Below are 24,105 nucleotides of genomic sequence, written 5' to 3'. Positions count from 1 at the left end.
TATCTCGTGTCCAACGTCGTTGCCGATCATCTCGTCTTGCTCGACCACCTGCGCAGCATCCTGGTTGCCGTCGGCGAAGCCGAACAGGTGCCCGAGGAAAGCCATTCATTGTTCCTGGAGCGCTTCGACGAATTGCGCGCCCTGCTGCCGATCGACCCGATCGAAAGCCAGTACCTGGGCCAGGACCTGATGAGCCAGGTCATCCTGCGCTACCCGCAAATCGCCCACCTGGTGCCGCGCGACCTGCTGTGGTTCTTTGGCGGTGACTGCCTGCACTTCATGCCCGACGAAGAACTGGACCTGTACCAGGCCCTGGAAGAACGTCGCTTCGAAGCCGAACAGAACGACGAACCGTTCGACTGGAACCAGGAAAAGCAGCTGCTGGCCATGCCGGTTGACCAGAGCAAGCACTGATCAGCGACCAGGAATGGGCCGACGCAATGTCGGCTCCTTCGCCATGCACGCCACCAGATAATCAATAAACACCCGCAACTTCGGCGGCAAGTACCGCGTGGGCGAATGCAGCAACCACGCCTCGCCATGGTAGGACGCAATAAAATCCCACTCCGGCAACACCTGCACCAACCGCCCCTCCTCCAACGCATGCCGCGCCGTGAAGTACGGCAAACTGCCAATCCCCACGTGCTGCAACACCGCATCCAGCCGAACCCCGGTGTGGTTCGCCGCATAACGCCCGCGCACCGCCACCGTCACCGCCTTGCCGGCCTGGCGGAATTTCCAGCGCGAGTCTCCGGGTGTCTCCCCGAGGTAGATGCAACTGTGCGCCAGCAGATCATGGGGGTGCTCCGGCGTCCCGTGTTCAGCCAAGTACTGCGGCGTCGCGCACAACAGATGCTCGATGGGCAATAACTGCCGCCCCACCAACCCCGGCGGTGGGCTGTCAGTGATGCGGATACTCAGGTCGACATTGTCATCAATCATGTCCACCTGCCGATCCTCCAGGATCAACTGCACATCCACCTTGGGATACCGCCGTAGAAACTCCGGCATATGCGGATGCACCACAAACCGCCCTACCGCTTTGGGCACGCTGACCCGCACCAAACCTTCGGCTTCATGGGTGAACTGGCCGCTGATCTCCATCACCGAGCGCGCCGCGCTGACCATCTCCTGGCAACGCTTGAACACCTCTTCCCCGCCTTCACTCAAGCGCAACTTGCGCGTGGTGCGTTGCAACAAGCGCGTAGCCAAAGCTTTTTCCAGACGCGAGATACTGCGGCTCACCGAAGAAGGCGAAGCGCCCATCTGCCGGGCGGCTTCGGAGAAACTGCCGGTTTCCACCACTTTGACGAAAATCGCCATTTCGCCCAGCAGCGGCAAAGGAAGATTGATGCTCATGGTGCACAGGTCCATTGATAATTGAGCGGATTATCACCTATCCACGCACTATTTATACTGCGCGCAGAACCCTGATGCGGATGTAGATGATGACCGAGCGCCTGTTTTTTACCCACGACCACCTGACTGCCGAGCTGGAGGTGTTGAGTTGCACCCCCCACGAGGAGCAGTTTGCAGTCATCCTGCAGTCGACGATTTTTCACCCCCAGGGCGGTGGGCAACCTTTCGATACAGGCTGGCTGGGTGAAAGCACTGTGCTGCGCGTCACCCAGGAAGCCGATCGCGTGGTGCACTACGTCGACCGGCCACTGGAGCCAGGTCTGATTACCGCGCGAGTCGATGCGCAGCGTCGTACTCTACACACCCGACTGCATTCCGCCGGGCACTTGATTGGCAACGCAGGCGAAACCCTGGGTTGGATGCCGATCAAGGCCCATCACTGGCCGGGCGAAGGCAAGATCACCTTCATCCGTGGCGAAGCGGCGCAAGCCATGGACGCCGAGGCAATCCAGCAACAGGTCAATCAATGGATCGCCGCAGACTACCCGCGCCACATGAACCTGGAAGACGGCACCCGCGAAGTCGGCTTTGGCGAATTGCCCGCGTATGCCTGCGGCGGCACCCACGTGCAGGCACTGAGCGAGCTGGGCCAGGTGACTATCCTGGCCTTGTCAGAGAAAAAGGGCGCGCTGTCCGTGCGCTACGAACTCAATTAAACCTCAATCGCCCCCGCCCGCCCTGGTTCCACCACAAACGACTTGAGGGTCGACACCGTGGCCATCGGGTCGCGAGGGTCGGTAATCACCCGCAGGTTCGTGAGCATCCTGCCCTCCTCCACCTCCACCGACACATACCCTCGCTGGCGACTGTCGAAAAATTTTACATGGGGGTTGAGTGGCAGCAGCTTGCTGAACGCAGCAAAAGGCGGCCCGTCAGACGTCACCGACGTACCGACGAATTCCGTAGCCACCACCCGCGAATCCGGGTTGTTGGCATCGGCGTGCAAATCCGTGACCCAGAACGAATGGATGTCACCGCCCCAGAACACCGGGTTGTTGACGCGATTGCGCTCAATGGACGCCAGCATCCGTGAGCGGTTGGCCATGTAGCCATCCCACCCGTCGGTCCAGCGTCCCGGCTTGTGATCGGTCAGGTCACGCTGGGTCAGCGGCGCTACCAGCAGGTCCTGGGCGATGACGTTCCACTGCGCTTTCGACTGGGCAAACCCCTGGTCCAGCCAAGCCTCTTGCTGCCAACCGAGCATGGTGCGGCCAGGGTCGCGCAAGTCGTGACAGAGGTTATCGGCGATATGTCCCTGGTGGCTGCCATTCGCCGGAATGCACGGTTGTTCGGAACGGTATTGCCGACCGTCCAGCACGTGGAAACGGGCCAGTCGACCGTAGTCCAGGCGCCGATAAATACGCATGTCCGGCCCTTTCGGCAAACTGCTGGCACGCAGCGGCATATGTTCGTAGTAAGCCTGGTAGGCGGCCGCACGCTGCTGCAGGAATTGCCCGACCGGAATCTTCGGGTCCTGGGACCAGCGGTTGGCGTAGTCGTTCTGCACTTCGTGATCGTCCCAGGTCGCCACGCTCGGTGCAGCAGCGTGCAGGGCCTGTAGATCCGGGTCGGTTTTGTACAGGGCATAGCGGTTGCGATAGTCGCTCAGGCTCACCGCATTGCCGCTGCCGTGGGGGCGGATGATCTTGCCCGAATCCGCCGCGTAGGAACTGTCGTAGATGTAGTCGCCGAGAAAGAACACCAGGTCGGGCTGTTCCTCTGCCAGGTGGCGATAGGCACTGAAATAGCCGCGCTCCCAGTGGGAGCACGAGACAAACCCCAGGCGTGCCGACACCATGGCATGCACCGCAGGCGCCGTGCGCGACTGCCCCACCGGGCTTTGCGCGCCCAGCCCTTCGAACTGATACCAATACGGCCGGCCCGCCTCCAACCCCGCGACTTCCACATGCACCGAATGGCCCCAGCGCTCGCTGGCCATGACTTCGCCCTGGCGCACCACGCGGGTCATCGCGGCATCGCTGGCGACCCGCCAACGCACGGGCACGGAACGGCTCAAGCCGCCCCGGCCATCCACGGCATTGAACAACGGCGCCAGGCGCGTCCAGATCACAAACCCATCGGGCAACGGGTCCCCGGAAGCCACGCCGAGGGTGAACGGATAATCCACGCCGGCACTGCGCGCAAACGGACTGAGGATCGAAAACGTGGTGGCAACCGCCAGCCCGGCAAGCACCCGGCGTCGGCCATGATCAACCTCGCCACTCACAGCCGAAACTCCCAATCCTCTCGCAGCGTGGCGAACACCAGCATGTCTTCATGCACGCCGTTCTTGAAGAACGCCCCGCGCAGGCAGCCTTCGTACTGCAGACCGATTTTCTCCATGACCCGTGCCGACTCTTTGTTGCGACTGAAACACTGGCTGCCCACGCGATGCAGGCCGAGTTCGGCAAAGCCGTAGTCCATCAGTGCACGCGCCGCTTCTGCCGCGTAGCCCTGGTTGCGCGCGTCCGCCGCCACCCAGCCGCCCAAGTGTCCGTAGAGGTGATCCGGTTTGATGCGCAGGCTGACGATGCCGATCAACTCGCCGCTGTCACGCCGATGCATGCCCAGGCTCAACAGGTGGGCCGAGCGAAATTTCTCCGGCATGCCAGCGATGAAATCCTGCGCGACTTCGAGGGTGTAAGGCGAAGGAATACTCGCTGTGTTGTCAGCGATTTTCGGGCCGTTGGCGAGGGTGCACAACGTCTCGGCCTGGTGGTTTTCCAGTGCGCGCATTAACAGTCGCGGCGTGGATATCTGTGGCAGTTCACGGCTCATTTCCAGGGGCCCTCGATGTAAAGTTTTTGAGAATGCCCCTGGTGCATGTCAATTCTGTTACGTCACAAAAATGTCTTGAGAATTGTCTGAAAGACTTGTCCTAGAGCCCTCAAAACGTCAATTAAAGTTAACCAATCGGTCATTTTTGGTTGTTAGCGTGTCGCCCCTAATTCAATAACGGGGTAGCGGAATGAGAACCTGGGACGAACCGAAAAAACGCAAGGCGCACATCGAACTGATTCCGATGATCGACGTGATGATGTTCCTCCTGGTGTTTTTCGTACTCGTGAGCCTGAACGTGATTCCGGCCCTCGGCATGAAGACGCAACTGCCCAGCGCCAGCAGTTCGCAGCAGCTCAAACCACAGAACAAATTCATCCTGACACTGGGCCTGGAAGGCCAGCTGCAACTGGATGGCAAGGACCTCACGGTCGACGCGTTGGTGCCGGCGCTGAAAGCGGCGCAAAAGCCTGACACCAAGTCGACCATCATCGTCAACAGCGACAAAGGCGTAGAAGTTTCGCGCCTGGTGGAGGTGATGGACACCCTGCGTCTGGGTGGCTTTACCTCCGTGTCCATTGCCACGCGTAAGTCCTGATCATGTACGTATTGTTTCGTGCGCGTCAGCTGCTGGGCAGTGTCCCGGCCCTGATCGCCCTGGTGCTGATTGCACTGGGTATCCAGTCCCAGACCTTGAAGGTCGAGCCGGTGTACGACGAGTCGGCGGTCGAGTTGGCGTTGGTCGAGCCGGAGCCAGAAGTGATCCCCGAGCCGGTGGTGGAACAAGAGCCGCCACCGCCGGTGATCGAGGATGAAGAGGCCGAACCCGCCCCGCCACCGCCGCCGCCAAAACCGCTGCCAAAACCCAAGCCTGAGCCCAAGCCAAAACCTGTGCCCAAGCCCGTGATCGCCAAGCCAACGCCCACCCCGACACCCCCACCGGTCGCCGCCAAACCGGCACCGGCGCCCGTGGCCCAGGCCGCGCCGACACCCGCGCCGCCCGCGCCCCCCAAGGTCGACGGCCAAGCGCTGGAAGGCGGTTACCTCAAGGGTTTGCGCAACGAGCTGGATACCTACAAGCAGTACCCCACCGGACGCCAGGCCTCTCTCGAACGCCCCACCGGCGAAGTGGTGGTCTGGTTGCTGGTCGATCGCCAGGGTCGGGTTCTCGACTCCGGTTTGCAGACCCAGGCCTCGAGCATGTTGCTCAACCGGGCCGCCACCAACAGCTTGCGTCGTATCAAGCAAGTCAAGCCGTTCCCCGAGCAAGCCTTCGGGGGCCGCAATGAGCAGCGCTTCACCGCCACCTTCAACTACAGCGTGCAATAAGCACCCGACACCAGGACGACAGAGATGAGGTTCACACGGATTCATCTGGCACTCGTTGCCGCAAGCATGGGCCATGGAATGGTCATGGCCGACACCAGCAACAGCGACGTCGGGACGATTGGGGTTCAGGGCAAGGCCACGGCAGGTGGCGGCTACATGGTGCAGGAAGAAAGCATCAAGGGCCGCTCCACCGTGACCAAGGAAGCGCTGGATAAACAGACCGCCACCGGCAACGCCGTGGACAAGCTCAAGTACACACCAGGCTTGAACATTTCCAGCGAAGACAACACCGGCCTGTCCGGCTTTCGCTTCACCATGCGCGGGCTCAACTCCGACCAGGTGGGCATGTCGGTGGACGGCATGCCGATCAACGACTCCGGCAACTACGCGCTGTACTCCAACCTACTGGGCGACCCGGAAAACATCGAGCAGATCTTCGTCACCCAGGGCTCGTCGGAGGCCGACGGCCCGCACATCGGCTCCAGCGGCGGCAACATCGGCATCGTGACCATTCGCCCGACCAAGGAAACCGGGGCGTTCGTCAAACAGGTGATGGGCAGCAACGCCACGCGCAAGACCTTTGCTCGCCTCAACACCGGCGAGATCAATGGCCTGAGCAACTGGTTGTCGGCCTCCCACACCGAAGGCCAGATGTGGCGCGGTTCGGGCGCCGTGCGCGCGGACAAGGTCGAATGGAACAGCTTCTTCGACGCCGGCGATGGCAACACCGCCAACCTAATCCTCAAGTACCACGAGCAGGACAACAATAGCTACAGCCAGCTGACCAAGGCCCAGTACCAGCAGAACGGTCGCAAGTACGACCCCTACCCGGCCACGCCGACCGTGGGCAGCAACGGCAAGTACAACAGCTACTACGCCCTGGCGCAGAACCCGTTCCAGACATTCACCGCCGTGCTCAACACCCAGTTCAAACTGGCGGACAACCTCGCGCTGTCGGTGATCCCGTATTACTACTGGGGTAACGGCAGCGGCGTGGGCTCGTCCAGCTATGCGCTGAACCGCGGCTCCAACCAAGGCGGCGTGTTCGACCTGGGCAACCTGCCGACCGGTGCCCAATACAACGCCGACGGCACCCCGAACAACGGTGTGTACTACCGCCCTTCGCGCACCCAGACCTGGCGTCCGGGCATCACCACCAAACTCAACTGGGACCTGGGCGATCACAGCCTGCAAGTCGGCTACTGGTACGAGCGCGCACGTCAAAGCCAGACCCAGCCGTTCATTCCGCTCAAGGCCAGTGGCAAGCCGGTCGACACCTGGCCGGACTCCAACGACGCGGTGGTTGATGCCAATGGCAACACCATCCAGGGTCGCGACCGCTTCACCATCACCCCGGCGCAAAAGGTCTGGGCCCAGGACACCTGGTACATCAACTCGGACTGGACCCTGATCGCCGGCCTGGCCTACATGAACGTCAAGCGTGACGGCACCAACCACGGCAGCCTCACCGAGCAGCCGGAAAAACGTAACCAGACCTACAACAAACTGCTGCCCAACGCCGGCCTGAAATACCAGTTGGATGAACGCGATCAGTTGTTCTACAGCCTGTCGCGCAACATGCGCATCCCGCAGAACTATGTGCTGTACGACAAGGGCGTCGGCTCCATCGATTCCAAGCCGGAAACCAGTTGGAACCACGAGTTGGGCTGGCGCTACACCGATGAAGACATGACCGTCGCCGCCACCTTGTTCTACATGCAGTTCAAGGATCGCCAGGTGTCGTCGCGCGACATCAACGGCGACTTCGCCGACATCAACGCCGGCTCCGTCAACAACAGCGGCCTGGAGCTGGAGTGGAGCGGCCTGCTGCCCAATCACTTCAACTACTACACCTCCTACACCTACACCAAGGCCGAGCAGCAAGACGACCTGACCGTGTACAACGCCGGCAAAGCCATCCTGTTGCCGACCAGCGGCAAGCAGTTCGCCAACGTGCCGAAAAACATGCTGGCCGCCAACATCGGCTACGACGACGGCCGCTTCTACGGCACCTTCGGCGGCAAGTACACCAGCAAGCTCTACGGCGACCTGACCAATGACGAAGCCATCTCCGGCCGCACCGTGTTCAACGCCGGCGCGGGTATCTACCTGCCGGTGGACAAGAAGGTGGTCAAGGACGCGACCCTGCGCCTGAACGTCGACAACCTGTTCGACAAGAAATACCTGGACGGCGTGTACACCACCAAGACCAACGCGGCCAGCTACAGCGGTTTCCGCGACGGCGACCCGGCCTACATCGTAGGCCTGGAACGTACCGTGACGGTCTCCCTGGAAGCCAACTTCTAATTGCGAGGTAAATGAACATGGACATGAACCTGCTCCACGACATCACCTTTTATGTGATGTATGCCGCGATGGCTATCGCGATCTTTATCACCATCGAGCGCGGGATTTACTTCGCCTACGTACGCCGCCAAGCCCGCGCGCTGACCGAGGTGCTCGGCGCCAATGTACACAGCGAACGCGACCTGCCGGAAAGCCTGACCCGCCGTGACAGCCTGCCGCTGAGCATGGTGTTGCCAGTGCTGGCACAGAAAGCCTCACAAGGTTCGCGCAAGGACCTGGATGACGTGATCGAAACCCAGTACCTGACCACCCGCGCCCCCCTGGCCCGCAGCCTGTGGATTATCGAAACCATCACCACCGCCGCGCCGCTGTTGGGTTTGCTGGGCACCATCCTCGGCATCATCGACACCTTCAAGGCGCTGGCCACGGCGGGTGTGTCCGACCCAGGGCAGATTTCCGGTGGCATCGGCACGGCCTTGTTCGCCACCGGCCTGGGGATCGCCATCGCGCTGTTCTGCGTGGTGTTCCACAACTTCTTCCAGGACAGCCTGGAGCGCATCAACGACCAGTTGAAAATCCTGCTGATCCGCGCGGCCACCGGCGCCCGCGTACAGAGTGAAGTGCCACACCTGGTGCCAACGCCGCTGCACAGCCGCACGGCGTAAACGCAACAGCGGGCGCGCAATGCGCCCGCTTTCTTTTGTGATGGGAATTCCTATGTCCATTTCCTTGAAATTGCGCATCGCAGGCCTGGCAGGTTTGCTCATGAGTCCGCTGGCCCAGGCGGACTTTTCGATTCCGGGGTTTGAATTGGTGCACACCGTGCCGGTGGACACCGCCCTCGGCACCGACGACTTGCGCCAGCCCGGCCCGGTGTGGAGCGAGCTGTTTGATGGCGCAAAAAACAGCATCGACATTGGCCAGTTCTACGCCGCCGATCACCCAGGCTCGGTGATGGACCGCGTGATCGAACGCCTGGAAGCCGCCGGTAAACGCGGTGTGGAGATTCGTTTTCTGCTGGAAGAAAAAGGCATCCGGTTGTCGGAAGCGTCCACTCTGGAACGCCTGCGGAAAATCCCCAACCTGACCTTTCGCGTGCTGCCCTACGCGCGGGTAAGCGGCGGAATCATCCACGCCAAATACCTGGTGGTGGATGGCAAGCAGGCATTTGTCGGCAGCCAGAATTTTGATTGGCGTTCGCTGGAACATATCCACGAAACCGGGCTGCGTATCACCGACCCGACCGTGGTGAGCCAAGTGCAGGCGATCTTCGAGCAAGACTGGAAAGCCCAGCAGGCCGTGGCCAACAACCAACCCGTTCCGCTGCCTGCCTCCAGCAAAGAGCCGCCACGCACCGGCAACTACCTGGTCGCCAGCCCGCAACGCTACAACCCGCCAGGTGTGGGCGATTCACAGCTGGAACTGCCGCGTTTACTCAGCGAAGCGAAACACGAAGTGCGCGTGCAACTGCTGGACTATGCGCCACTGTCCTACGGACCGGACAAGACCCGTCCGTACTACGCAGTGATCGACAATGCCGTGCGTGCGGCAGCGGCGCGTGGCGTGTCGATCAAGCTGATGGTGTCCAACTGGAACACCGACACGCTGGAGTTGCCCTACCTCAAAAGCCTGGCCGTGCTGCCCAACGTGCACATCAAGATCGTCACCCTGCCCGAGGCCAAGCAAGGCTTTATCCCGTATGCGCGGGTGATCCACAGCAAGACCATGGAAATCGACGGCCAGGTTGCTTGGATCGGCACCAGCAACTGGCTGGGCGGGTACCTGGATAACTCGCGCAACCTGGAAGTGGTGATGCGCAGTGAAGCGATGGCCAAGCGGGTCGGGGAGTTGCATGAGCAATTGTGGGATGGGCCTTATGCTAGAGCCTTGAACGTGACCGAGGAGTACCCTGAGCCCCACCCTGGCCAGCATTGACCAGAGGCACCTGAGTAGTGGTAGTGTGTGGAAATGTTTCTGACAGTTCGATCAGAAACTTCCCACTTATTACCTGCAAAGGAATGCCTTTCTCCATGCACTTTCCACTCAAGCAATTGGCGGCTGCCACCCTGTTCGCGGCGAGCCTTTCGGCCATCACCAGCCCCGCTTTCGCCAACATCACCCCGGACCAAAGCACGGCAATTCTGAAGCATTTCAACGAAACGTCCGTCACCGACTTCCGTGGTTTCCTCGGCGCCCTGGCCAAGGGCGACCTGGGCAAGACCAGTGATGTGGGCCCGGCGATCAGTGCGTTTCTTGATAACAAAACCTTGAGCGCGGACCAGCAGAACGAGATCAATCGCCTGCTCGGTATCTACACGCGAGTGAAGTACGGCAAGGCCGCCACCGAAACCCTGCGTGAGCTGGTAGAAATCCCGACGTTCAATGTGGACGGTTTGCCGCAGTACAAGAACCCGGAGTTCATCAAGATTGCCGGCAAGATCGAGGCACTGGCCAAGGCCTTTAACCTGACGTTCCGCAATATCGACAACCGTGTGTACGAAATTTCCCTGGAAGGCAGCGGTGATGAAGTGGTCGGTATCCACGCCCACGCCGACGTGGTGCCCGTGACACCGGAAAACTGGGTGTTGAAAGACGGCACCAAGCTCGACCCGTTCAAAGTCACGCTGATCGGCGACCGCATGTACGGGCGTGGCACCGAGGATGACAAAAACGGCATCGTCGTGGCGATGTATGCCATGAAGGTGATCAAGGAAGAGAAGCTGCCGCTGGCACGCAATTTCAAACTGCTGGTGGACACCACCGAAGAAACCTCCGGCGACGCGATTCCCTACTACTTCGAAAAGAACCCGACACCGCAGTACAACCTGGCGCTGGATGGCGGTTACCCGGTGGTGATTGCCGAGAAAGGCTACGGCACGGTGATGGCCACCTTCCCGCGTCGCAAGGGTGAAGGCAAAGGCGCGGAAATCATCTCGATGACCGGCGGCATGGCGACCAACCAGATTCCCTCGGCGTCAGTGGCGACTTTTGTCAGCGACAAACCTGCCGAGTTGGCGGCCAGCCTGCAAAAGGCCGGTACTGAATACGCCAAGAACAACGGTGGCGATTTTGAAGTGGCCGCCAAGGTCGACGGCAAAAACGTCAAGCTGACCGTCACCGGCGTATCCGCGCACTCGTCCGAGCCGGAATCCGGGGTCAACCCGGTGGCGCGCATGCTGGAGTTGATCCACAGCGTCGATGGCAAGATCGCCCTCAAGCACAACCACATCACCGATGCTGCACGTTATGCGTCTGACAACTGGGGCCTGGATTACCTGGGCGGCAAGTTGGGCGTGGGCTTCTCTGATGAGTTCATGGGGCCGCTGACCACTTCTCTGACCTTTGTCGGCCTGGATGACAAGGCCTTCAAGCTGGCCGTGAACCTGCGCGTGCCAAAGGGCAAGTCACCGGAAAAACTCAAAGCCGAGATCGCCGACAAGCTGAGCGCCTGGGACAAGAAAACCAAGGTCAAGGTAGGATTTACCTACTCTGTGGCCGAGCCGATGTACCGCAACCCTGAAGGTGAGTGGGTCAAGGCCCTGCTGGCCGTGGCCAGCGAAAACCTGGGCATGGAACATAAATTCGGCACCTCCGCGGGCGCGACCTCCGTGCATGAACTGCCCAACGGCGTGCAATTCGGCCTGGCACGTCCGGAAGTGAAGTACACCGGGCACACCGACAACGAGTTCAAGACCGTCGACCAGTTCCTGCTGGACCTGCAGATCGTCACCGAAATGATGGGCCGCATCGGCCAACTGCCCAAGCTCTGACCCTCGCCGGACCCGCCAACCTGGCGGGTCCTTTCTGACGCGTACCTATCCGTTCGGTCAGTTACCACGCTGAATATCCTTGCGTACCCTACCCTCTGACTCTGTCGGAGGAATGCGTATGTCGTTACTCAACGCTGTCGAACGTGCATGTGCCCGTCTGGCGCCCTTCGGGTGGCGCGACCTGTTGCTGCAACACGGCCTGGACATCACGTCAGCCACGTTACGTGAAGAACTCGCCAAACCTTTGCAGATCAATCGCACGCTGTCGGGTTTCGAGGATTTCTCCGTCAGCGCAATGCACGGCATAGCGCCTGGGCGACCGGCTGACAGCCTGCTGTTTCATGCACTCGCGTCGCCCAATGTAAGCACCGGAGCCAGGGGCGAAACACTGACCGTTTTCCCGACTGCTGCGGAAATCGAACAGGTGCTCAATTACGTTTACGGCGCCGTTCCACCGACCCTGGAGGCGTTCGGTGATCAGATACTGGCAATCGCCGTGTTCGCCTACGAATACAGGCCACAACCTGAAACCGTGCACCGTCGCCACGCTGACTTGTGCTTTTCACGCGCAGGCGTCGCCAGGGTTGGAACAGCGGCTGCGCTTTACGATCCGCAACGACGGGGGTTCTTGCCCTTCGTTGAGGGCCAGCCCAATCAAATGCGCGTTATCCCGGCGCGCTATGGCGCTTTTATTACCGCAAAACACGTTGGCCAGCCCGAGCGATTCGGTCCGATGAACGCCCAGCCCATCGACCAGGACTTGGAGTTCTGGGTGCCGTTGCACAAGCTGTTTGATGGCGATGAATGCCTCGCGGAACTGGACTTGAGGGTGCTGCTGGAAAACCACCAGATCAATGAAAAGATCGGACAGATCCACAGGCGCTTTCGCGGCACCGGCTGGCAAGAGCCTGACATTCTGAATGCGCCTTTCGTGATTACCCAAGGTCTGAGCCATTGGGCGGATACCGAAGCATTCGCGCCGGGGTTGCTGATGCCTGATGCCAAGCAGACCCTCGTCGAACCGGCTTACTACAAAGGGCAACCGCTGTCGTTCATGATGCCGCCGAACTCGGGTGGCCTGATCCACGGGCGTCACCGTGTACGCGATGACGGCTCGATCGAAGACCTCAATGATCTGGAAAATGTCGACGCGATGGTCAAGGCTGGCGGCTATCGTGCCCTGCACTATCAGGACGCCATGGCGGATGGCTGGGTGCGCGCGTATTGCCCGCAGTTGATGCTGGACAGCATCGCCGCTTATTCCATCATCGGTGCGCCGGATTTTTTCCCGCTGTGCGGACAACTGGAACTCAAGGAGTGGTCCAGTGACCCCGAAGTATTCCCCTGTCCGACGCCGCCCTGCCCGGAGGTGTGGCACACACGGGTCAATCCGCTTTCCGACGTGCGCTTCTATATCAATCAGTCCCTTGAGGGTCATTACTTCGATCAGGAGGACCGGGGCGTCACAGCAATCGTCTCCCATCCCCATTCCTTCACGACACCCCGCACAAGCCCACAGGTGGCGCGTGCCCAGCGACAATCCTGGCTGCCGGATTTCGCCAGCGGCGTATTCGGTCCAGGCTGGGAAATTGGTCGAGGCCTGGTGGATGCGCCCTTCGCCAATGTGTTGTGCGGATATCAATTGGCCAGCCCGTTTACCGAGGATGCACGTATCTGTGCTGCGCTGGGTTCCTACTGGCCTGGCGTAGCGCCGGACTCGACCCGCACATTCGAACCGCGCAGTGTGTCAGCCACGACCATCCCGCTGACGGACAACGAAATCGGATCGCCGGGCAGTCCGGGCTGGGATGGCCGTCGCGGGCCTACGTCGGTTGAGGTCGACGGTCGCACCGTGATCCAGTACGACGCCTATGAGTACAGCGATTACACGCAAGCCGCGCTGGCCCGGTCAGTTGTCGCTGGCAATCACCGGACACACCAGCACCGAGCAGTACCATCAACGTGTGTTGGGGATGCGGCGCGCGTACCAGGCCGTCGGCGCCGGATCAGACAAAGAGCAGCGAAAACAATGGCCTTTGCTGTCGTTTTTTCTGGTGCAGCTGCCGGATGAAGGCTTCGAGGCGGCGCAACAAGAAGCCGACTTTCGGCTGGAGGGCGATGTGCAGTTCTACAGATTGTTCAAGCACGGTACGATCAGCACGCCCGCGGACAATTTCAAGCTTCGTCATGTGGAAATAGAACAACAGGTGGAACTGTACATGAGCCCGGACGCGGTGCTTATCCGCCTGAATGGAGCGCCATGGCAGCGTCACGATGAATCGCTTTGACGTCGTTGTCGTAGGCGCTGGCCCGGCAGGGTGTGCGACAGCAATCACCTGTGCGCAAAAAGGGCTGCGGGTGGCACTGCTTGAGAAGGCTGCGTTCCCCAGGGACAAGCCAGGGGAAACACTCCATCCTGGTGTCGAACCACTACTACGGCAACTGGGCATTGTCGCCCTGGATTGCCGGCGGCACCCAGGCCATTGGGTGCACTGGGAGGGACCGCCGCGCTTCAATGCGTTCGGCGCGGGACATGGAGGAGCGTGGCTGGGTTTCCAGATGCCACGCGCGCTGCTCGACCAACAACTGCTAGAGCAGGCGCGCATCCTGAGCGTGCACATCACACACCCCACGCGTGTCAGCCACGTCATGCACCAACGCGGTCGCGTTCAGGGCGTCCAGTCAGGCTCAAGGCAATGGGTCGCCCGCTATGTCGTTGACGCCACAGGCCATCACGGCTGGCTGCAACGCCAACTGCAGATACCCTGGCGGCATTTTTCACCACGCTTGATCGCACGATATGGCTACTGCAAGGAGAGCCGTCTTCCCGACGAAAAACTCGGGCTGTTTGCCCACCCCCACGGCTGGCACTGGATTGCACGGCTGAGCGAGCACTGCTTGCACTGGACCCACTTGGCGTTTACTGAGGCGGGTGCGTGCCGCCAGGCGCCCGAAGGGCTTGAGCAGTACCCGGTGATCGCCAGGGCGCGTGGCGCGGATGTGTCATGGCGACACTGCCGCACGACAGCAGGCCCCGGGTATTTTCTGGTGGGCGATGCAGCCGCTACACTGGACCCCTGCGCCTCCCATGGTGTGATCAAGGCTTTGATCTCGGGCATGCAGGCCGCCTCGGCAATTATCGACTGCCTGTCCTGGCCCTCCGGCGAAAAAACCGTGCAAGCGGCCTACCAGGCCTGGGTACAGCAAGGCTTCGAACGCGATGTGCAGGCCTTGCGCGGTTTCTATCGACGCCACCCTTATCCACCGGATTGGCTGTAAGTTGCGGGATTTGCAGTCTGCCGCAATCATCCGCTCATGCCTTCAGGCATCAAGCATCAAGCATCAGGATATCCTCGAAGAATCCACCGATTGGTTCGATCGGATGGCACAGCTGGATTTCCAGGACCCAAGCCATTTCACTCGGTGGGATTTCCAGGTCCGCCAGCACCTTATTCTCGAACAACGCGTGGGGGAAATCCGCAAGGCGGTGCCCTGCGAGGTTACGCGCCAGCCTCCAGCCTTTTGCCACGGCGCTCTGCTCGGCGAAGTCATAGAGTTCGCGGCCAGTGAGGCCCTGTAGCCAGGCGTCGCGGGTTTCGTCGAACACCTCATGCAGTGCGGTCCTGCACGCCAGGTGCAGCGGCGCGTCACCGAACACAAAAGTGTCACCATAGTCGCCCTCGTAACCGTCCCACACGGGGCCCAGATCGACCACGACAATGTCGCAGGCGCGCAGCCTGCGCTGGCGGTCAATGCCTTCGCGGGGCGGGCGGACCGTGTCGTCGCCAAAACGGATGTAGGTCGGGTGCCAGGTGTGGGAAGCGCCCATGGCTTGCAGTTGGTCGGCGGCCATGTCGAGGGCTTCGCCGGTGGTCATGCCCACTTGTAGTCGGCTGGCAATTGCCGCCAGGGCACGGATGGACTGATCGCGCGCGGCCAACATGCCGTCCAGAGAATAACGTGGGCCGACTTTCTCCCAGACCGGGTGCAACGCCTTGGGCGCCGTGCCGGCACTCGACCGGCCACTGGGCACAAAGGCTTCCGCGACGAATCGATGACCGGGCAAGCCGGCGTCCAGACACGCCGTGCGCACCTGACTGATCATGGCGCCATTACCGCAGGCATACACCTGGGCGGCTTCCCAGTCATGCCCATGGCTCAAGGCAACTTCCTGCACTCGCCCCTGGGAAACCAACACAGGGTGCCAGTGAAAGCGTGGGTGATCGATGACCGACTGGTCCAGGAACATGCGGTCATAGAAATCTGCCGGTTGCCCGCCGCCCCAGTACAAGGTCACGTCAACATCACGCGTCAGGGCGGTCAGCAGGATGGGCTTGATACCCGCATAGCCGGTGCCCGTGGCGAACAGGACGACGGGCGCATTGTCATTGTCCTGCCAGGTACAGGCACCAAACGGTCCTTCCAGTTGCAACAGATCGCCAGCCTCCAGATCGGCCAGCAACGTTTCGGAAAACAGCCCGCCACTCACCTGGCGAATCTGAAAAACCAGCCGCCCATCGTCGTCGGCCGGCAGGTTGGCGATCGAGAAACACCGCGAGTCACCGTCGACCAGGCGGAACTTGAGGTACCGGCCCGCCCGCACTGCCAGCGGCCTGTCCGGCATCAGCACCAGCTCAATGATGTCGGGGCTCAGTGCGCGTTTGCTCACGACCTGCGCCTCGACCACCAGCGCGGGTGTGTCCAACGACCAGCCGGGGATTTCCAGGCGCATGTCGCCGCAGGCGTGGCTCTGGCACAACAGCATTTCATTGGCGGCCAACGGATAGCACGGCGCGGGTGCGTCCGGCGCCAGCTGTTTGGCCCGGTACGCCCCTTCCGCGACCACCACCTTGCAGGAGCCACAGGCACCGCGTCGGCAGGAAAACGGCACGGACAAGCCATGGGCGAGCATCGCGTCGAGCAACAACTCGTCACCAGCCTCAAAGGTTTTCCCCGAGGGGGAGAGTTCGATGACATGACGTGTATTCATAACAACCTCGGGGTGAGTGAGCCGTGATTGTTGCGCTAGACTAGGCCCATTAAAACCTCCAGTTTTGGATACTTCAGATGGTCCAGATGCGAAAATGGCGACCGCTGCTCAAGCTCAACGACAGTGCAAGCCAGGCGTCCTATCGCAAGATTGCCGAAGGCCTGGTGACCGCGATCGTTGAAGGGCGATTGCTGCCAGGCACACTGTTGCCGGGCACGCGGGAGATGGCGCAGTTGCTCGACGTTAACCGCAAGACGGTGATCCTGGCCTACGAAGAGGCCATGACCAAAGGCTGGCTGGTCAGCGAGCCGCGACGCGGGACCTTCGTCAATGCGCAGTTGACGGCCAAGCAACTGCCGAGCCGCGCGCAGTCGCCCTTCGCGCCGCCCATCCTGGCGCAGACAGCCGCGCCCTATTTCGCCCAGAATGCGCAGGTGACGGCGCTGAACCATCGGCATGACGCGCTGTTTTTCGACAACGGCACCAGCGACCACCGCCTGCTGCCCCAAGCCGTGCTGCACCGCTACTACCGCAATGCCCTGCGCAGCAGCTTTGCGTCCAACACCCTGCGCTACGGCAGCGAGGGCACCGGCTATCATCTGCGCTGCGCGCTGGCCGAGATGCTGCGTAACAACCGTGGGTTGACGGTCGGCGCCGAAAACATCTGCCTGACCCAAGGCACCCAGATGTCGCTGTACCTGACCGCCAGCCTGTTGCTCAAACCCGGCGACGTGGTGCTGGTGGAGCGCCTGAGCTACCCGCCGGCGTGGGAGATTTTCCGCAGGTTGGGGGCGCAACTGGTTACGGTGGACATCGACGACGAAGGCTGTCGCACGGACCAGATCGATCGCCTGTGCCGCGAACACAAGGTGCGGATGATCTATCTCACGCCACACCACCAGTTCCCCACCACCGTGAGCCTGCACGCGGCGCGGCGGCAGCAGTTGCTGGCATTGGCGGCGCTGCATGATTTCTGCATCATCGAAGAAGATTACGACCACGAATTTCACTTCAGCGGGCGCCCCTACCTGCCCCTGGCCAGTGATCGTGCGCAGCGGCATGTGATTTATGTTGGCTCATTATCCAAGGCTCTCGGCTCGACGTTCCGCTGCAGTTATGTGGTGGCTCCTGCGCAGGTGGTCGAAGCCCTGCATAGCAACGCCGCACTGATGCTGGGCGATGCCGACGCGGTCGCGCAGAAGATGCTTGCCAACCTGATCAACGACGGCGAACTCAGGAAGCACCTGCGCCGCGTGTCGAAGGAATACCGCGCCCGCCGTGAAACCTTGCAAGGCTGCCTGCATGCGGCGTTCGGTGAGCGGATCCAGGTGCGCGAGCCCGAAGGCGGCCCTGGCGCTGTGGGTGCGTTTCGACGATGCAATCGACGTCGACCAGACGGTGAACGCAGCCCTTGATCACGGGCTGGTCGTACGCAGTGGCCGGCAGTTCTCGCCGATGGACCAGGCAGAAAATGCGCTGCGCCTGGGCTTCGCCTCGCTGAATCAGGAAGAGATCCGCGAGGCTACGTTGCGCTTGGCCAAAGCGGCGAACCGGCGCGCACATAAAAATGCCGATCATCACTGATCGGCATTCGGTTAGAGCGGCAGCAGGAAGCGTGATCGCTCCTCGGTCCGGGCAAGCTCCGGGAACTCCAGCAGCAGCGCCCGGTTGCCCCGGCCAATATGCTCCATCACCGCCCGCGTAATGTACTCACGCACCATGCCCGTCGAGACGTAATACATGGCCCAGGCTTGTTCGGGCGTACAGTGGCCGATCTGTTCCTCGATGTCCTTGTACGCCTTGTCATCGTCCGACTTCACGTCGCGCTGATATTCGGCTTGGCCCATGATTGTTCTCCTTCACTGGCACGTCTGCAGCAGCCCGACCCGCCTATTCATTCACCCGATCAGGTGCCGCTCTTCACCTTGGTCCACACCCGCGTGCGGATTCGCTCCAATTTCAAGGGCAGCGGCTCCAGGGGAACCAAGGTGGCGATCGTCTCTTTGGACGGGTAAATCCAGGGGTTGTCGCGCAACTTCTGCTCGACCAACACGGTGGCGTCCTTGTTGGCGTTGGGGTACAGCGTGTGGTTGGAACTCTTGGCGATCACTTGCGGGTCGAGCATGTAGTTGATGAACGCCAGACCCTGCTTGGCATGCGGCGCATCCTTGAGCAGCACAAAGTTTTCCGACCACACCAACCCGCCCTCACGCGGCAGGCTGTAGGCAATCTTGCGGCCGGTGTTGTTTTTCTCATTGATAGCCTGCGCCGTCAGCGCCCCGCTCGCCCAGCCGACCACCACACAAATATTGCCGTCGGCAAAGTCGGCGTCGGTCCTGGAAGAGTCGAAGTAGAGGACGTAAGGGCGGATCTTCAGCAGCAGCGCCTGGGCTTTCTGGTAATCCTCAGGGTTCTGGCTGTTGCTTGGCAGGCCGAGGTAATGCAAGGCAATCGAGATGATTTCGCTCGGCGAGTCGAGCATTGCCACGCCACACGACTTGAGCTTGCTGATGTTCTCTTCCTTGAAGATCAGGTCCCAACTGTCCACCGGGGCATCGTCACCCAGGGCGGCCTTGACCTTATCCACATCGTAACCAATGCCGGTGGTGCCCCACAAATACGGCACGGCATAGCGGTTACCCGGATCGTTGGCGGACAGCAGCGTCAGCATTTCCGGATCGATGTGCGAGAAATTACTCAGTTGGGAGCGGTCCAGCGGTGCCAGCACACCGGCCTGGATCAGGCTGGGCAAGACATTCGAGGTGGCGACGACAACGTCATACCCGGTGCGCCCGGCCATGACCTTGCTCTGCATGATCTCGGCACTGTCGAAGGCATCCAGATGCATCCGGGTACCGGTTTTCTGCTCAAATTCCTTGGGGGTTTCCGGCGCGATCAGCCCGAACCAGTTATACAGGTTGACCCGTGGCTCGGTCGCCGAGACCGGCGCACTGGTACACACAGAGACCAGCGCAGCCATAAAAATGGCGCGCAAATAGGGTTGACTCATCTCGCTATCCTTGTCAAAACGACAGGCCATCATGGCCTGCATCCACTGGTGGGTGAATATACGCGGCACGTCCGATTAGTAAATACCCAGAAGTACTTAGCCCAGCCCCATGAATGCCTAACCCTAAAGGGGTAGTAAATGTCGCTCGACCTTCACAACCTGGCCTGGCATCGGTCCGCCGGAACGCTGATCATGCAGCTGAACCGCCCGGCGTTCTGGAGCTCGCTGGTTCGCGTGTTAAAGGAATATGTCCAGATCGACAATTGGGTTGTACTGATCTTCAGCGACCAACAGGTGCGGGTCATCAGCCTGACCGAAGTCGCCGATGCGGACGAAGTGGACGCCCTGACCCAGCGCTATGTAAAAGGGCTGTACCTGCTGGACCCCTTTTACATCGCCAACCGGGAAAACCCGCAGAGTGGTTTTTTCCATCTGTCCGACATCGCGCCGGAGCATTTCCTGACCACCGAGTATTACCACCAGTACTTCGCCCAGTACGTCAGCGTGGACGAGGTGCAGTACAACGTGCAGCTCGACGTCGACCGAACGCTGTGCATTTCATTTGGCAGCAACGTGCGTTACAGCCCGCAGCAGATCACCACGCTGGACATGATCAAACCGTGGGTGATGGCATTGATGCATCAACGCATGTGCTTTGAGAATGATGCGGAAAAAAGCCAGGCCGAGCCGCCGCCATGGTCTGAGGCAATCATGCAACTTGGCGCACAAATCACTGCGCGCGAAAAAGATGTGCTGCGGTTACTGTTGAGCGGTTTTTCCAACAAAGAGATCGCCGGCAAGCTGAACCTGTCCACAGAGACCATCAAAGTTCATCGTCGCAACCTTTACAACAAGCTGAGCATCAAGTCTCAGTCCGAGTTGTTTGCACGGTTTTTCATGCCAGGGCAGGAAACGTCGCCTGCGCATTGAACGCCAGCGTCCTCTCACAAATCACGCACGAACAAAAACGCCGATCATTGCTGATCGGCGTTTTTGTTGAATATGGAGCGGGAAACGAGACTCGAACTCGCGACCCCGACCTTGGCAAGGTCGTGCTCTACCAACTGAGCTATTCCCGCAAATGGCGTCCCCTAGGGGACTCGAACCCCTGTTACCGCCGTGAAAGGGCGGTGTCCTAGGCCACTAGACGAAGGGGACACGCTACTGAGACACAGAGTGTGTATCTCAGTGCCCAGAGGTTAGATCCGAAGATCATGCCCTGGTTTCACTCAGTGCCGCCCGAAGGCCACACTGCTTAAATTGGAGCGGGAAACGAGACTCGAACTCGCGACCCCGACCTTGGCAAGGTCGTGCTCTACCAACTGAGCTATTCCCGCAAATGGCGTCCCCTAGGGGACTCGAACCCCTGTTACCGCCGTGAAAGGGCGGTGTCCTAGGCCACTAGACGAAGGGGACACACAACTGAAACACATGGTGTGTATTTCAGTGCCCAGAGGTTAGATCCGAAGATCATGCCCTGGTTTCACTCAGTGCCGCCCGAGAGCCACACTGCTTAAACTTGGAGCGGGAAACGAGACTCGAACTCGCGACCCCGACCTTGGCAAGGTCGTGCTCTACCAACTGAGCTATTCCCGCAAATGGCGTCCCCTAGGGGACTCGAACCCCTGTTACCGCCGTGAAAGGGCGGTGTCCTAGGCCACTAGACGAAGGGGACACACGTACAACATTCACTACCTAACCGCGTTTCGCTGTGTGCTTTACGCGTTAAGTGGCGCGCATTCTATGGATGGATTGAAAGGTCGTCAACCCCCAAGGATAAATTTATTAAAATCAATGACTTCGACCTGCTTTCAGGGCCTGCGGGCGAATTGTGCGCGTCCGGGCTTTGACGCCTATATTATGGCGCCCGACAAGGCGCTATAGTTCGCTCCGGCAAATGATGGCAATGTGCATCCATGCAGGGAGCGCCTATCTATATAGAAGCAAACTACCTGGGCAACTGGTCGATCAGTCCTATCCGCCGGATGGCCCAGTCACTACACTCCACTGTAAACCCTATAAAGAGGTCACACCGGTGACACCACTCATGATCACCCTGCTGGTAATAGCCGGGATCGTAATACTGATCGCCATTGGCTACATGAACCACGTGGTGGAAAACAACAAGCTGGAAAAGAAGCGCACCGAGATCGAGCTTAATGATCGCCTGCGTCGCTGCGGTGAAATCACCGAGACCTTCCCCGGCCAGTTGATGACCCCGGCGCTCAAACTGTTGATGACTCGCCTGGAACTCAACGTCAACCAGCGCCTGTTGAACCTCAACAAAGGCAGCGCACCGCTGAAGGCCCGCATCGCCGAGCTGAATACGCTGGTGGCCCAGGGCGAATCGATCCCGGTGAACAACCCGCCCGCGCCGATCCAGACCGAAGCCAAGGCCAAGGACGTACGCTTCCTGCTCGAAGCCCTGCACGGCCAGGTCACCCGCGCCGCCCAGGACGGTTTCCTGCCGGCCAACGAGGCCAAGCACTGGATCCGTGAAATCCGCCATATCCTGGTGTTGCTGCACATCGAGTTCTTCAACAACCTCGGCCAGCACGCCCTGCAACAAGGCCAGCCGGGCCAGGCACGCCTGGCGTTCGAGCGCGGCGTGCAGTACCTGCGCAAACAGCCGGAACCGGTGATCTACAGCGCACAACTGCAACAGCTGGAAGCCCAACTGGCCCGTGCCAACTCCACGGTGCTGACCAACAGCAAGCCGGCCGAAGACGAGGTCAACGAACTGACCGAAGGCCTCAAAGTGGTGGACACCGACGCCGAGTGGAAGAAGAAAGTCATCTACGATTGATTGGCCCTCCCCCCCTGTGGCGAACCCGGTTCGCCACATGCCATCACTTTGCATCTATCCCCCCGCCCCCGACTAGCGTAAAAAAGTGCCCCTTACTCCGTGAAGTCAGAGGCCCGCTATGCCTGTCGCCGTCATTGATGGACAACCGCTGCACTACATTGACCAAGGCACCGGCCCGGTCGTCCTGCTGGGTTCAAGCTACCTGTGGGACGCCGATATGTGGGCGCCGCAGATCGAAGCGCTGTCGCAACAATACCGTGTCATCGTGCCGGAACTGTGGGGTCATGGTGAATCCGGTGCGTTGCCCGCGCAAACCCATTCCCTGGACGACCTCGCGCGCCAGGCCCTGGCCCTGCTCGACCAGTTGGACATCCCCCAGATCAACCTGGTGGGGCTCTCGGTCGGCGGTATGTGGGGCGCACGCCTGGCGCTGCTGGCCCCCGAGCGAATCAACAGCCTGGTGCTGATGGACACCTACTTGGGCGCCGAGCCCGAGGCCACGCGCCAGTACTACTTTTCGTTGTTCAAGATGATCGAAGACGCCGGCGCCATCCCCGAGCCGCTGCTGGATGTGGTCGCGCCGATCTTCTTTCGCCCGGGTATCGACCGCGAATCAGCGCTATACCAGGATTTCCGCCGACAATTGCAGAGTTACTCCAAGGAGCGCCTGTTGCAGAGCATCGTGCCTCTGGGCCGGCTGATCTTCAGTCGCGAAGACGTGCTGGAGCAACTGCCGCGCCTGGACGCCGACACCACCTTGGTGATGTGCGGCGAGCAGGACAAACCGCGCCCTCCCGCCGAGTCCGAGGAAATGGCGGGCCTGATCGGCTGCAGCCTGATCCTGATTCCGGAAGCCGGCCATATCAGCGCCAGGGAAAACCCGGACTTCGTCAACGAAGCCCTGCTGACCTTCCTCGCCAACAACGCCTGACCCGCCCTCCCCTGTGGTCGTCTCACTCACGCGGCGATCACAGGCGGAAGTGCCCCACCATGCCCTTGAGTTCCGCGCCCAACTGCGCCAGTTGAATACTCGACGCGGCGTTGCCCTGCATGCTCAGCGCCGACTGATCGGCACTGGCGCGAATGCTGGTGACGCTGCGGTTGATCTCTTCAGCCACCGAGCTTTGCTCCTCGGCCGCCGCGGCAATCTGCTGGTTCATCTGTTGGATCAGCGACACCGCCACCGCAATGCTGCCCAAGGCACTTTCGGTTTCCAGCGCATCGCTCACTGCCAGCTTCACCAACTCGCCGCTTTGCTGGATCTGCTGCACCGAGGACTGGGCCGCGCTGCGCAAGGTACTGACCAGTCGCTCGATCTCCTCGGTGGATTGCTGGGTACGCTTGGCCAGGGCCCGTACTTCATCGGCCACCACCGCAAAACCACGGCCCTGCTCGCCGGCACGGGCGGCCTCGATGGCGGCGTTGAGGGCCAGCAGGTTGGTCTGTTCGGCCACGCTCTTGATCACACTCAACACGCTGCCGATGTGCTGAATTTCCGCGCTCAAGCTCTCGATGCTGGCGCTGGCAGAGGTGCTGGAAGCAGCCAGCAATTCAATGCGCTGCAAACTCTGGCGCACCACCTGCTGGCCGCTGTCGACTTTGTCATCGGCGGTCTGTGCGGCTTGCGCCGCCTCTTCGGCGTTGCGCGCCACATCGTGCACGGTGGCGGTCATCTGGTTCATCGCCGTGGCAACCT

The 24,105-nt window shown here is 60.7% G+C and carries 21 protein-coding genes, 6 tRNA genes and 1 pseudogene; 15 read left to right on the top strand and 13 right to left on the bottom strand.

Annotated elements, in window-relative coordinates; translation table 11 throughout:
* Positions 1-6: 6 nt before the first annotated feature.
* A complete protein-coding gene (locus tag AYR47_RS16565; RefSeq protein WP_016979513.1) occupies positions 7-414 on the top strand; it encodes a PA2817 family protein in 408 nt (135 codons plus the stop codon).
* Here the strand turns inward: AYR47_RS16565 and AYR47_RS16560 are convergent, their stop codons facing one another.
* Positions 415-1,359, bottom strand: a complete 945-nt coding sequence (locus tag AYR47_RS16560; RefSeq protein ID WP_061435939.1) for a LysR family transcriptional regulator — start codon at positions 1,357-1,359, stop codon at positions 415-417. It abuts the gene before it with no gap.
* Positions 1,360-1,448: 89 nt separating this feature from the next.
* Here AYR47_RS16560 and AYR47_RS16555 point away from each other — a divergent pair, with 89 nt between their 5' ends.
* The gene (locus tag AYR47_RS16555; protein ID WP_033897706.1) at positions 1,449-2,075 is read left to right on the top strand and encodes a serine-tRNA(Ala) deacylase AlaX; all 627 of its coding nucleotides are present in this window, start codon (positions 1,449-1,451) and stop codon (positions 2,073-2,075) included.
* Here the strand turns inward: AYR47_RS16555 and AYR47_RS16550 are convergent.
* A complete protein-coding gene (locus tag AYR47_RS16550) occupies positions 2,072-3,646 on the bottom strand; it encodes an alkaline phosphatase D family protein (RefSeq protein ID WP_061435938.1) in 1,575 nt (524 codons plus the stop codon). The two genes, AYR47_RS16555 and AYR47_RS16550, sit on opposite strands and share 4 nt — an antisense overlap.
* Positions 3,643-4,197 carry a GNAT family N-acetyltransferase gene (locus AYR47_RS16545; RefSeq protein ID WP_061435936.1) on the bottom strand — a complete coding sequence of 185 codons (555 nt, stop codon included), beginning with the start codon at positions 4,195-4,197 and terminating at the stop codon, positions 3,643-3,645. The genes AYR47_RS16550 and AYR47_RS16545 overlap by 4 nt, the downstream gene beginning before the upstream one ends.
* Positions 4,198-4,387: 190 nt before the next feature.
* On the opposite strand from AYR47_RS16545, the gene AYR47_RS16540 reads away from it, so the two are divergent.
* From AYR47_RS16540 to AYR47_RS16505, 9 genes are all read left to right on the top strand, one after another.
* Positions 4,388-4,795: an ExbD/TolR family protein gene (locus tag AYR47_RS16540; protein WP_061435935.1), complete on the top strand. Its 408-nt coding sequence runs from the start codon at positions 4,388-4,390 to the stop codon at positions 4,793-4,795.
* A gap of 2 nt (positions 4,796-4,797) precedes the next feature.
* On the top strand, positions 4,798-5,526 hold the full coding sequence (locus tag AYR47_RS16535; RefSeq protein ID WP_061435933.1) for an energy transducer TonB family protein: 729 nt from the start codon (positions 4,798-4,800) through the stop codon (positions 5,524-5,526).
* A 24-nt stretch (positions 5,527-5,550) separates the two neighbouring features.
* Positions 5,551-7,833, top strand: a complete 2,283-nt coding sequence (locus AYR47_RS16530) for a TonB-dependent receptor (RefSeq protein WP_061435931.1) — start codon at positions 5,551-5,553, stop codon at positions 7,831-7,833.
* Between the two features lie 17 nt (positions 7,834-7,850).
* On the top strand, positions 7,851-8,498 hold the full coding sequence (locus AYR47_RS16525) for a MotA/TolQ/ExbB proton channel family protein (protein ID WP_028615752.1): 648 nt from the start codon (positions 7,851-7,853) through the stop codon (positions 8,496-8,498).
* 52 nt (positions 8,499-8,550) lie between these two features.
* Positions 8,551-9,768, top strand: coding sequence for a phospholipase D-like domain-containing protein (locus AYR47_RS16520; RefSeq protein WP_061435929.1), 1,218 nt, complete (start codon positions 8,551-8,553; stop codon positions 9,766-9,768).
* 95 nt (positions 9,769-9,863) lie between these two features.
* The gene (locus AYR47_RS16515) at positions 9,864-11,603 is read left to right on the top strand and encodes a dipeptidase (RefSeq protein ID WP_061435927.1); all 1,740 of its coding nucleotides are present in this window, start codon (positions 9,864-9,866) and stop codon (positions 11,601-11,603) included.
* Between the two features lie 118 nt (positions 11,604-11,721).
* On the top strand, positions 11,722-13,674 hold the full coding sequence (locus AYR47_RS16510; protein WP_237142472.1) for a hypothetical protein: 1,953 nt from the start codon (positions 11,722-11,724) through the stop codon (positions 13,672-13,674).
* Positions 13,658-13,891 carry a hypothetical protein gene (locus tag AYR47_RS32975; protein ID WP_237142471.1) on the top strand — a complete coding sequence of 78 codons (234 nt, stop codon included), beginning with the start codon at positions 13,658-13,660 and terminating at the stop codon, positions 13,889-13,891. The genes AYR47_RS16510 and AYR47_RS32975 overlap by 17 nt, the downstream gene beginning before the upstream one ends.
* The gene (locus AYR47_RS16505; RefSeq protein ID WP_061435925.1) at positions 13,878-14,882 is read left to right on the top strand and encodes an NAD(P)/FAD-dependent oxidoreductase; all 1,005 of its coding nucleotides are present in this window, start codon (positions 13,878-13,880) and stop codon (positions 14,880-14,882) included. The genes AYR47_RS32975 and AYR47_RS16505 overlap by 14 nt, the downstream gene beginning before the upstream one ends.
* 49 nt (positions 14,883-14,931) lie before the next feature.
* On the opposite strand, the gene AYR47_RS16500 is transcribed toward AYR47_RS16505, so the two are convergent.
* Positions 14,932-16,593, bottom strand: a complete 1,662-nt coding sequence (locus AYR47_RS16500; RefSeq protein ID WP_061435922.1) for a M24 family metallopeptidase — start codon at positions 16,591-16,593, stop codon at positions 14,932-14,934.
* 77 nt (positions 16,594-16,670) lie between these two features.
* Here AYR47_RS16500 and pdxR point away from each other — a divergent pair.
* Positions 16,671-18,177, top strand: a pseudogene (gene pdxR / locus AYR47_RS16495) (MocR-like pyridoxine biosynthesis transcription factor PdxR).
* A gap of 11 nt (positions 18,178-18,188) precedes the next feature.
* Here pdxR and AYR47_RS16490 read toward each other — a convergent pair.
* On the bottom strand, positions 18,189-18,440 hold the full coding sequence (locus tag AYR47_RS16490; protein ID WP_016979527.1) for a hypothetical protein: 252 nt from the start codon (positions 18,438-18,440) through the stop codon (positions 18,189-18,191).
* A 59-nt stretch (positions 18,441-18,499) separates the two neighbouring features.
* Complete coding sequence (locus AYR47_RS16485) at positions 18,500-19,603, bottom strand: polyamine ABC transporter substrate-binding protein (protein ID WP_061435921.1); 1,104 nt, start codon at positions 19,601-19,603, stop codon at positions 18,500-18,502.
* A gap of 138 nt (positions 19,604-19,741) precedes the next feature.
* Between AYR47_RS16485 and AYR47_RS16480 the strand changes: the two genes are divergently transcribed.
* Positions 19,742-20,533, top strand: a complete 792-nt coding sequence (locus AYR47_RS16480) for a response regulator transcription factor (protein WP_061435919.1) — start codon at positions 19,742-19,744, stop codon at positions 20,531-20,533.
* Positions 20,534-20,606: 73 nt separating this feature from the next.
* Here the strand turns inward: AYR47_RS16480 and AYR47_RS16475 are convergent.
* The 6 genes from AYR47_RS16475 to AYR47_RS16450 all read right to left on the bottom strand — a co-directional run bounded on the left by AYR47_RS16475 (position 20,607) and on the right by AYR47_RS16450 (position 21,278).
* Positions 20,607-20,682: transfer RNA gene (locus AYR47_RS16475), tRNA-Gly, on the bottom strand.
* A gap of 3 nt (positions 20,683-20,685) precedes the next feature.
* A tRNA-Glu gene (locus AYR47_RS16470) sits at positions 20,686-20,761 on the bottom strand.
* 103 nt (positions 20,762-20,864) lie between these two features.
* Positions 20,865-20,940 (bottom strand) — tRNA-Gly (locus AYR47_RS16465).
* Positions 20,941-20,943: 3 nt separating this feature from the next.
* Positions 20,944-21,019: transfer RNA gene (locus tag AYR47_RS16460), tRNA-Glu, on the bottom strand.
* Between the two features lie 104 nt (positions 21,020-21,123).
* Positions 21,124-21,199, bottom strand: a tRNA-Gly gene (locus AYR47_RS16455).
* Positions 21,200-21,202: 3 nt separating this feature from the next.
* Positions 21,203-21,278, bottom strand: a tRNA-Glu gene (locus AYR47_RS16450).
* Between the two features lie 372 nt (positions 21,279-21,650).
* Here AYR47_RS16450 and AYR47_RS16445 point away from each other — a divergent pair.
* The gene (locus AYR47_RS16445) at positions 21,651-22,409 is read left to right on the top strand and encodes a hypothetical protein (RefSeq protein ID WP_082461488.1); all 759 of its coding nucleotides are present in this window, start codon (positions 21,651-21,653) and stop codon (positions 22,407-22,409) included.
* Between the two features lie 118 nt (positions 22,410-22,527).
* Positions 22,528-23,340 carry an alpha/beta fold hydrolase gene (locus tag AYR47_RS16440; RefSeq protein ID WP_033897659.1) on the top strand — a complete coding sequence of 271 codons (813 nt, stop codon included), beginning with the start codon at positions 22,528-22,530 and terminating at the stop codon, positions 23,338-23,340.
* Between the two features lie 37 nt (positions 23,341-23,377).
* Here the strand turns inward: AYR47_RS16440 and AYR47_RS33420 are convergent, their stop codons facing one another.
* The gene (locus tag AYR47_RS33420; protein ID WP_420492066.1) at positions 23,378-24,082 is read right to left on the bottom strand and encodes a methyl-accepting chemotaxis protein; all 705 of its coding nucleotides are present in this window, start codon (positions 24,080-24,082) and stop codon (positions 23,378-23,380) included.
* Positions 24,083-24,105: the final 23 nt, after the last annotated feature.

The organism is Pseudomonas azotoformans (genome assembly GCF_001579805.1).
GTDB lineage: Bacteria > Pseudomonadota > Gammaproteobacteria > Pseudomonadales > Pseudomonadaceae > Aquipseudomonas > Aquipseudomonas azotoformans_A.
The sequence above is the reverse complement of the archived record's forward strand: the minus strand, read 5'-3'. Positions and strand labels throughout refer to the sequence as shown.

Excerpts from the sequence above, each read along its gene's own strand:
- AYR47_RS16560 (WP_061435939.1), bottom strand. The coding sequence starts at position 1,359 with ATGAGCATCAATCTTCCTTTGCCGCTGCTGGGCGAAATGGCGATTTTC.
- AYR47_RS16555 (WP_033897706.1), top strand. The coding sequence starts at position 1,449 with ATGACCGAGCGCCTGTTTTTTACCCACGACCACCTGACTGCCGAGCTG.
- AYR47_RS16545 (WP_061435936.1), bottom strand. The coding sequence starts at position 4,197 with ATGAGCCGTGAACTGCCACAGATATCCACGCCGCGACTGTTAATGCGC.
- AYR47_RS16540 (WP_061435935.1), top strand. The coding sequence starts at position 4,388 with ATGAGAACCTGGGACGAACCGAAAAAACGCAAGGCGCACATCGAACTG.
- AYR47_RS16535 (WP_061435933.1), top strand. The coding sequence starts at position 4,798 with ATGTACGTATTGTTTCGTGCGCGTCAGCTGCTGGGCAGTGTCCCGGCC.
- AYR47_RS16530 (WP_061435931.1), top strand. The coding sequence starts at position 5,551 with ATGAGGTTCACACGGATTCATCTGGCACTCGTTGCCGCAAGCATGGGC.
- AYR47_RS16525 (WP_028615752.1), top strand. The coding sequence starts at position 7,851 with ATGGACATGAACCTGCTCCACGACATCACCTTTTATGTGATGTATGCC.
- AYR47_RS16520 (WP_061435929.1), top strand. The coding sequence starts at position 8,551 with ATGTCCATTTCCTTGAAATTGCGCATCGCAGGCCTGGCAGGTTTGCTC.
- AYR47_RS16515 (WP_061435927.1), top strand. The coding sequence starts at position 9,864 with ATGCACTTTCCACTCAAGCAATTGGCGGCTGCCACCCTGTTCGCGGCG.
- AYR47_RS16510 (WP_237142472.1), top strand. The coding sequence starts at position 11,722 with ATGTCGTTACTCAACGCTGTCGAACGTGCATGTGCCCGTCTGGCGCCC.
- AYR47_RS16505 (WP_061435925.1), top strand. The coding sequence starts at position 13,878 with ATGAATCGCTTTGACGTCGTTGTCGTAGGCGCTGGCCCGGCAGGGTGT.
- AYR47_RS16500 (WP_061435922.1), bottom strand. The coding sequence starts at position 16,593 with ATGAATACACGTCATGTCATCGAACTCTCCCCCTCGGGGAAAACCTTT.
- AYR47_RS16490 (WP_016979527.1), bottom strand. The coding sequence starts at position 18,440 with ATGGGCCAAGCCGAATATCAGCGCGACGTGAAGTCGGACGATGACAAG.
- AYR47_RS16485 (WP_061435921.1), bottom strand. The coding sequence starts at position 19,603 with ATGAGTCAACCCTATTTGCGCGCCATTTTTATGGCTGCGCTGGTCTCT.
- AYR47_RS16480 (WP_061435919.1), top strand. The coding sequence starts at position 19,742 with ATGTCGCTCGACCTTCACAACCTGGCCTGGCATCGGTCCGCCGGAACG.
- AYR47_RS16445 (WP_082461488.1), top strand. The coding sequence starts at position 21,651 with ATGATCACCCTGCTGGTAATAGCCGGGATCGTAATACTGATCGCCATT.
- AYR47_RS16440 (WP_033897659.1), top strand. The coding sequence starts at position 22,528 with ATGCCTGTCGCCGTCATTGATGGACAACCGCTGCACTACATTGACCAA.
- AYR47_RS33420 (WP_420492066.1), bottom strand. The coding sequence starts at position 24,082 with ATGACCGCCACCGTGCACGATGTGGCGCGCAACGCCGAAGAGGCGGCG.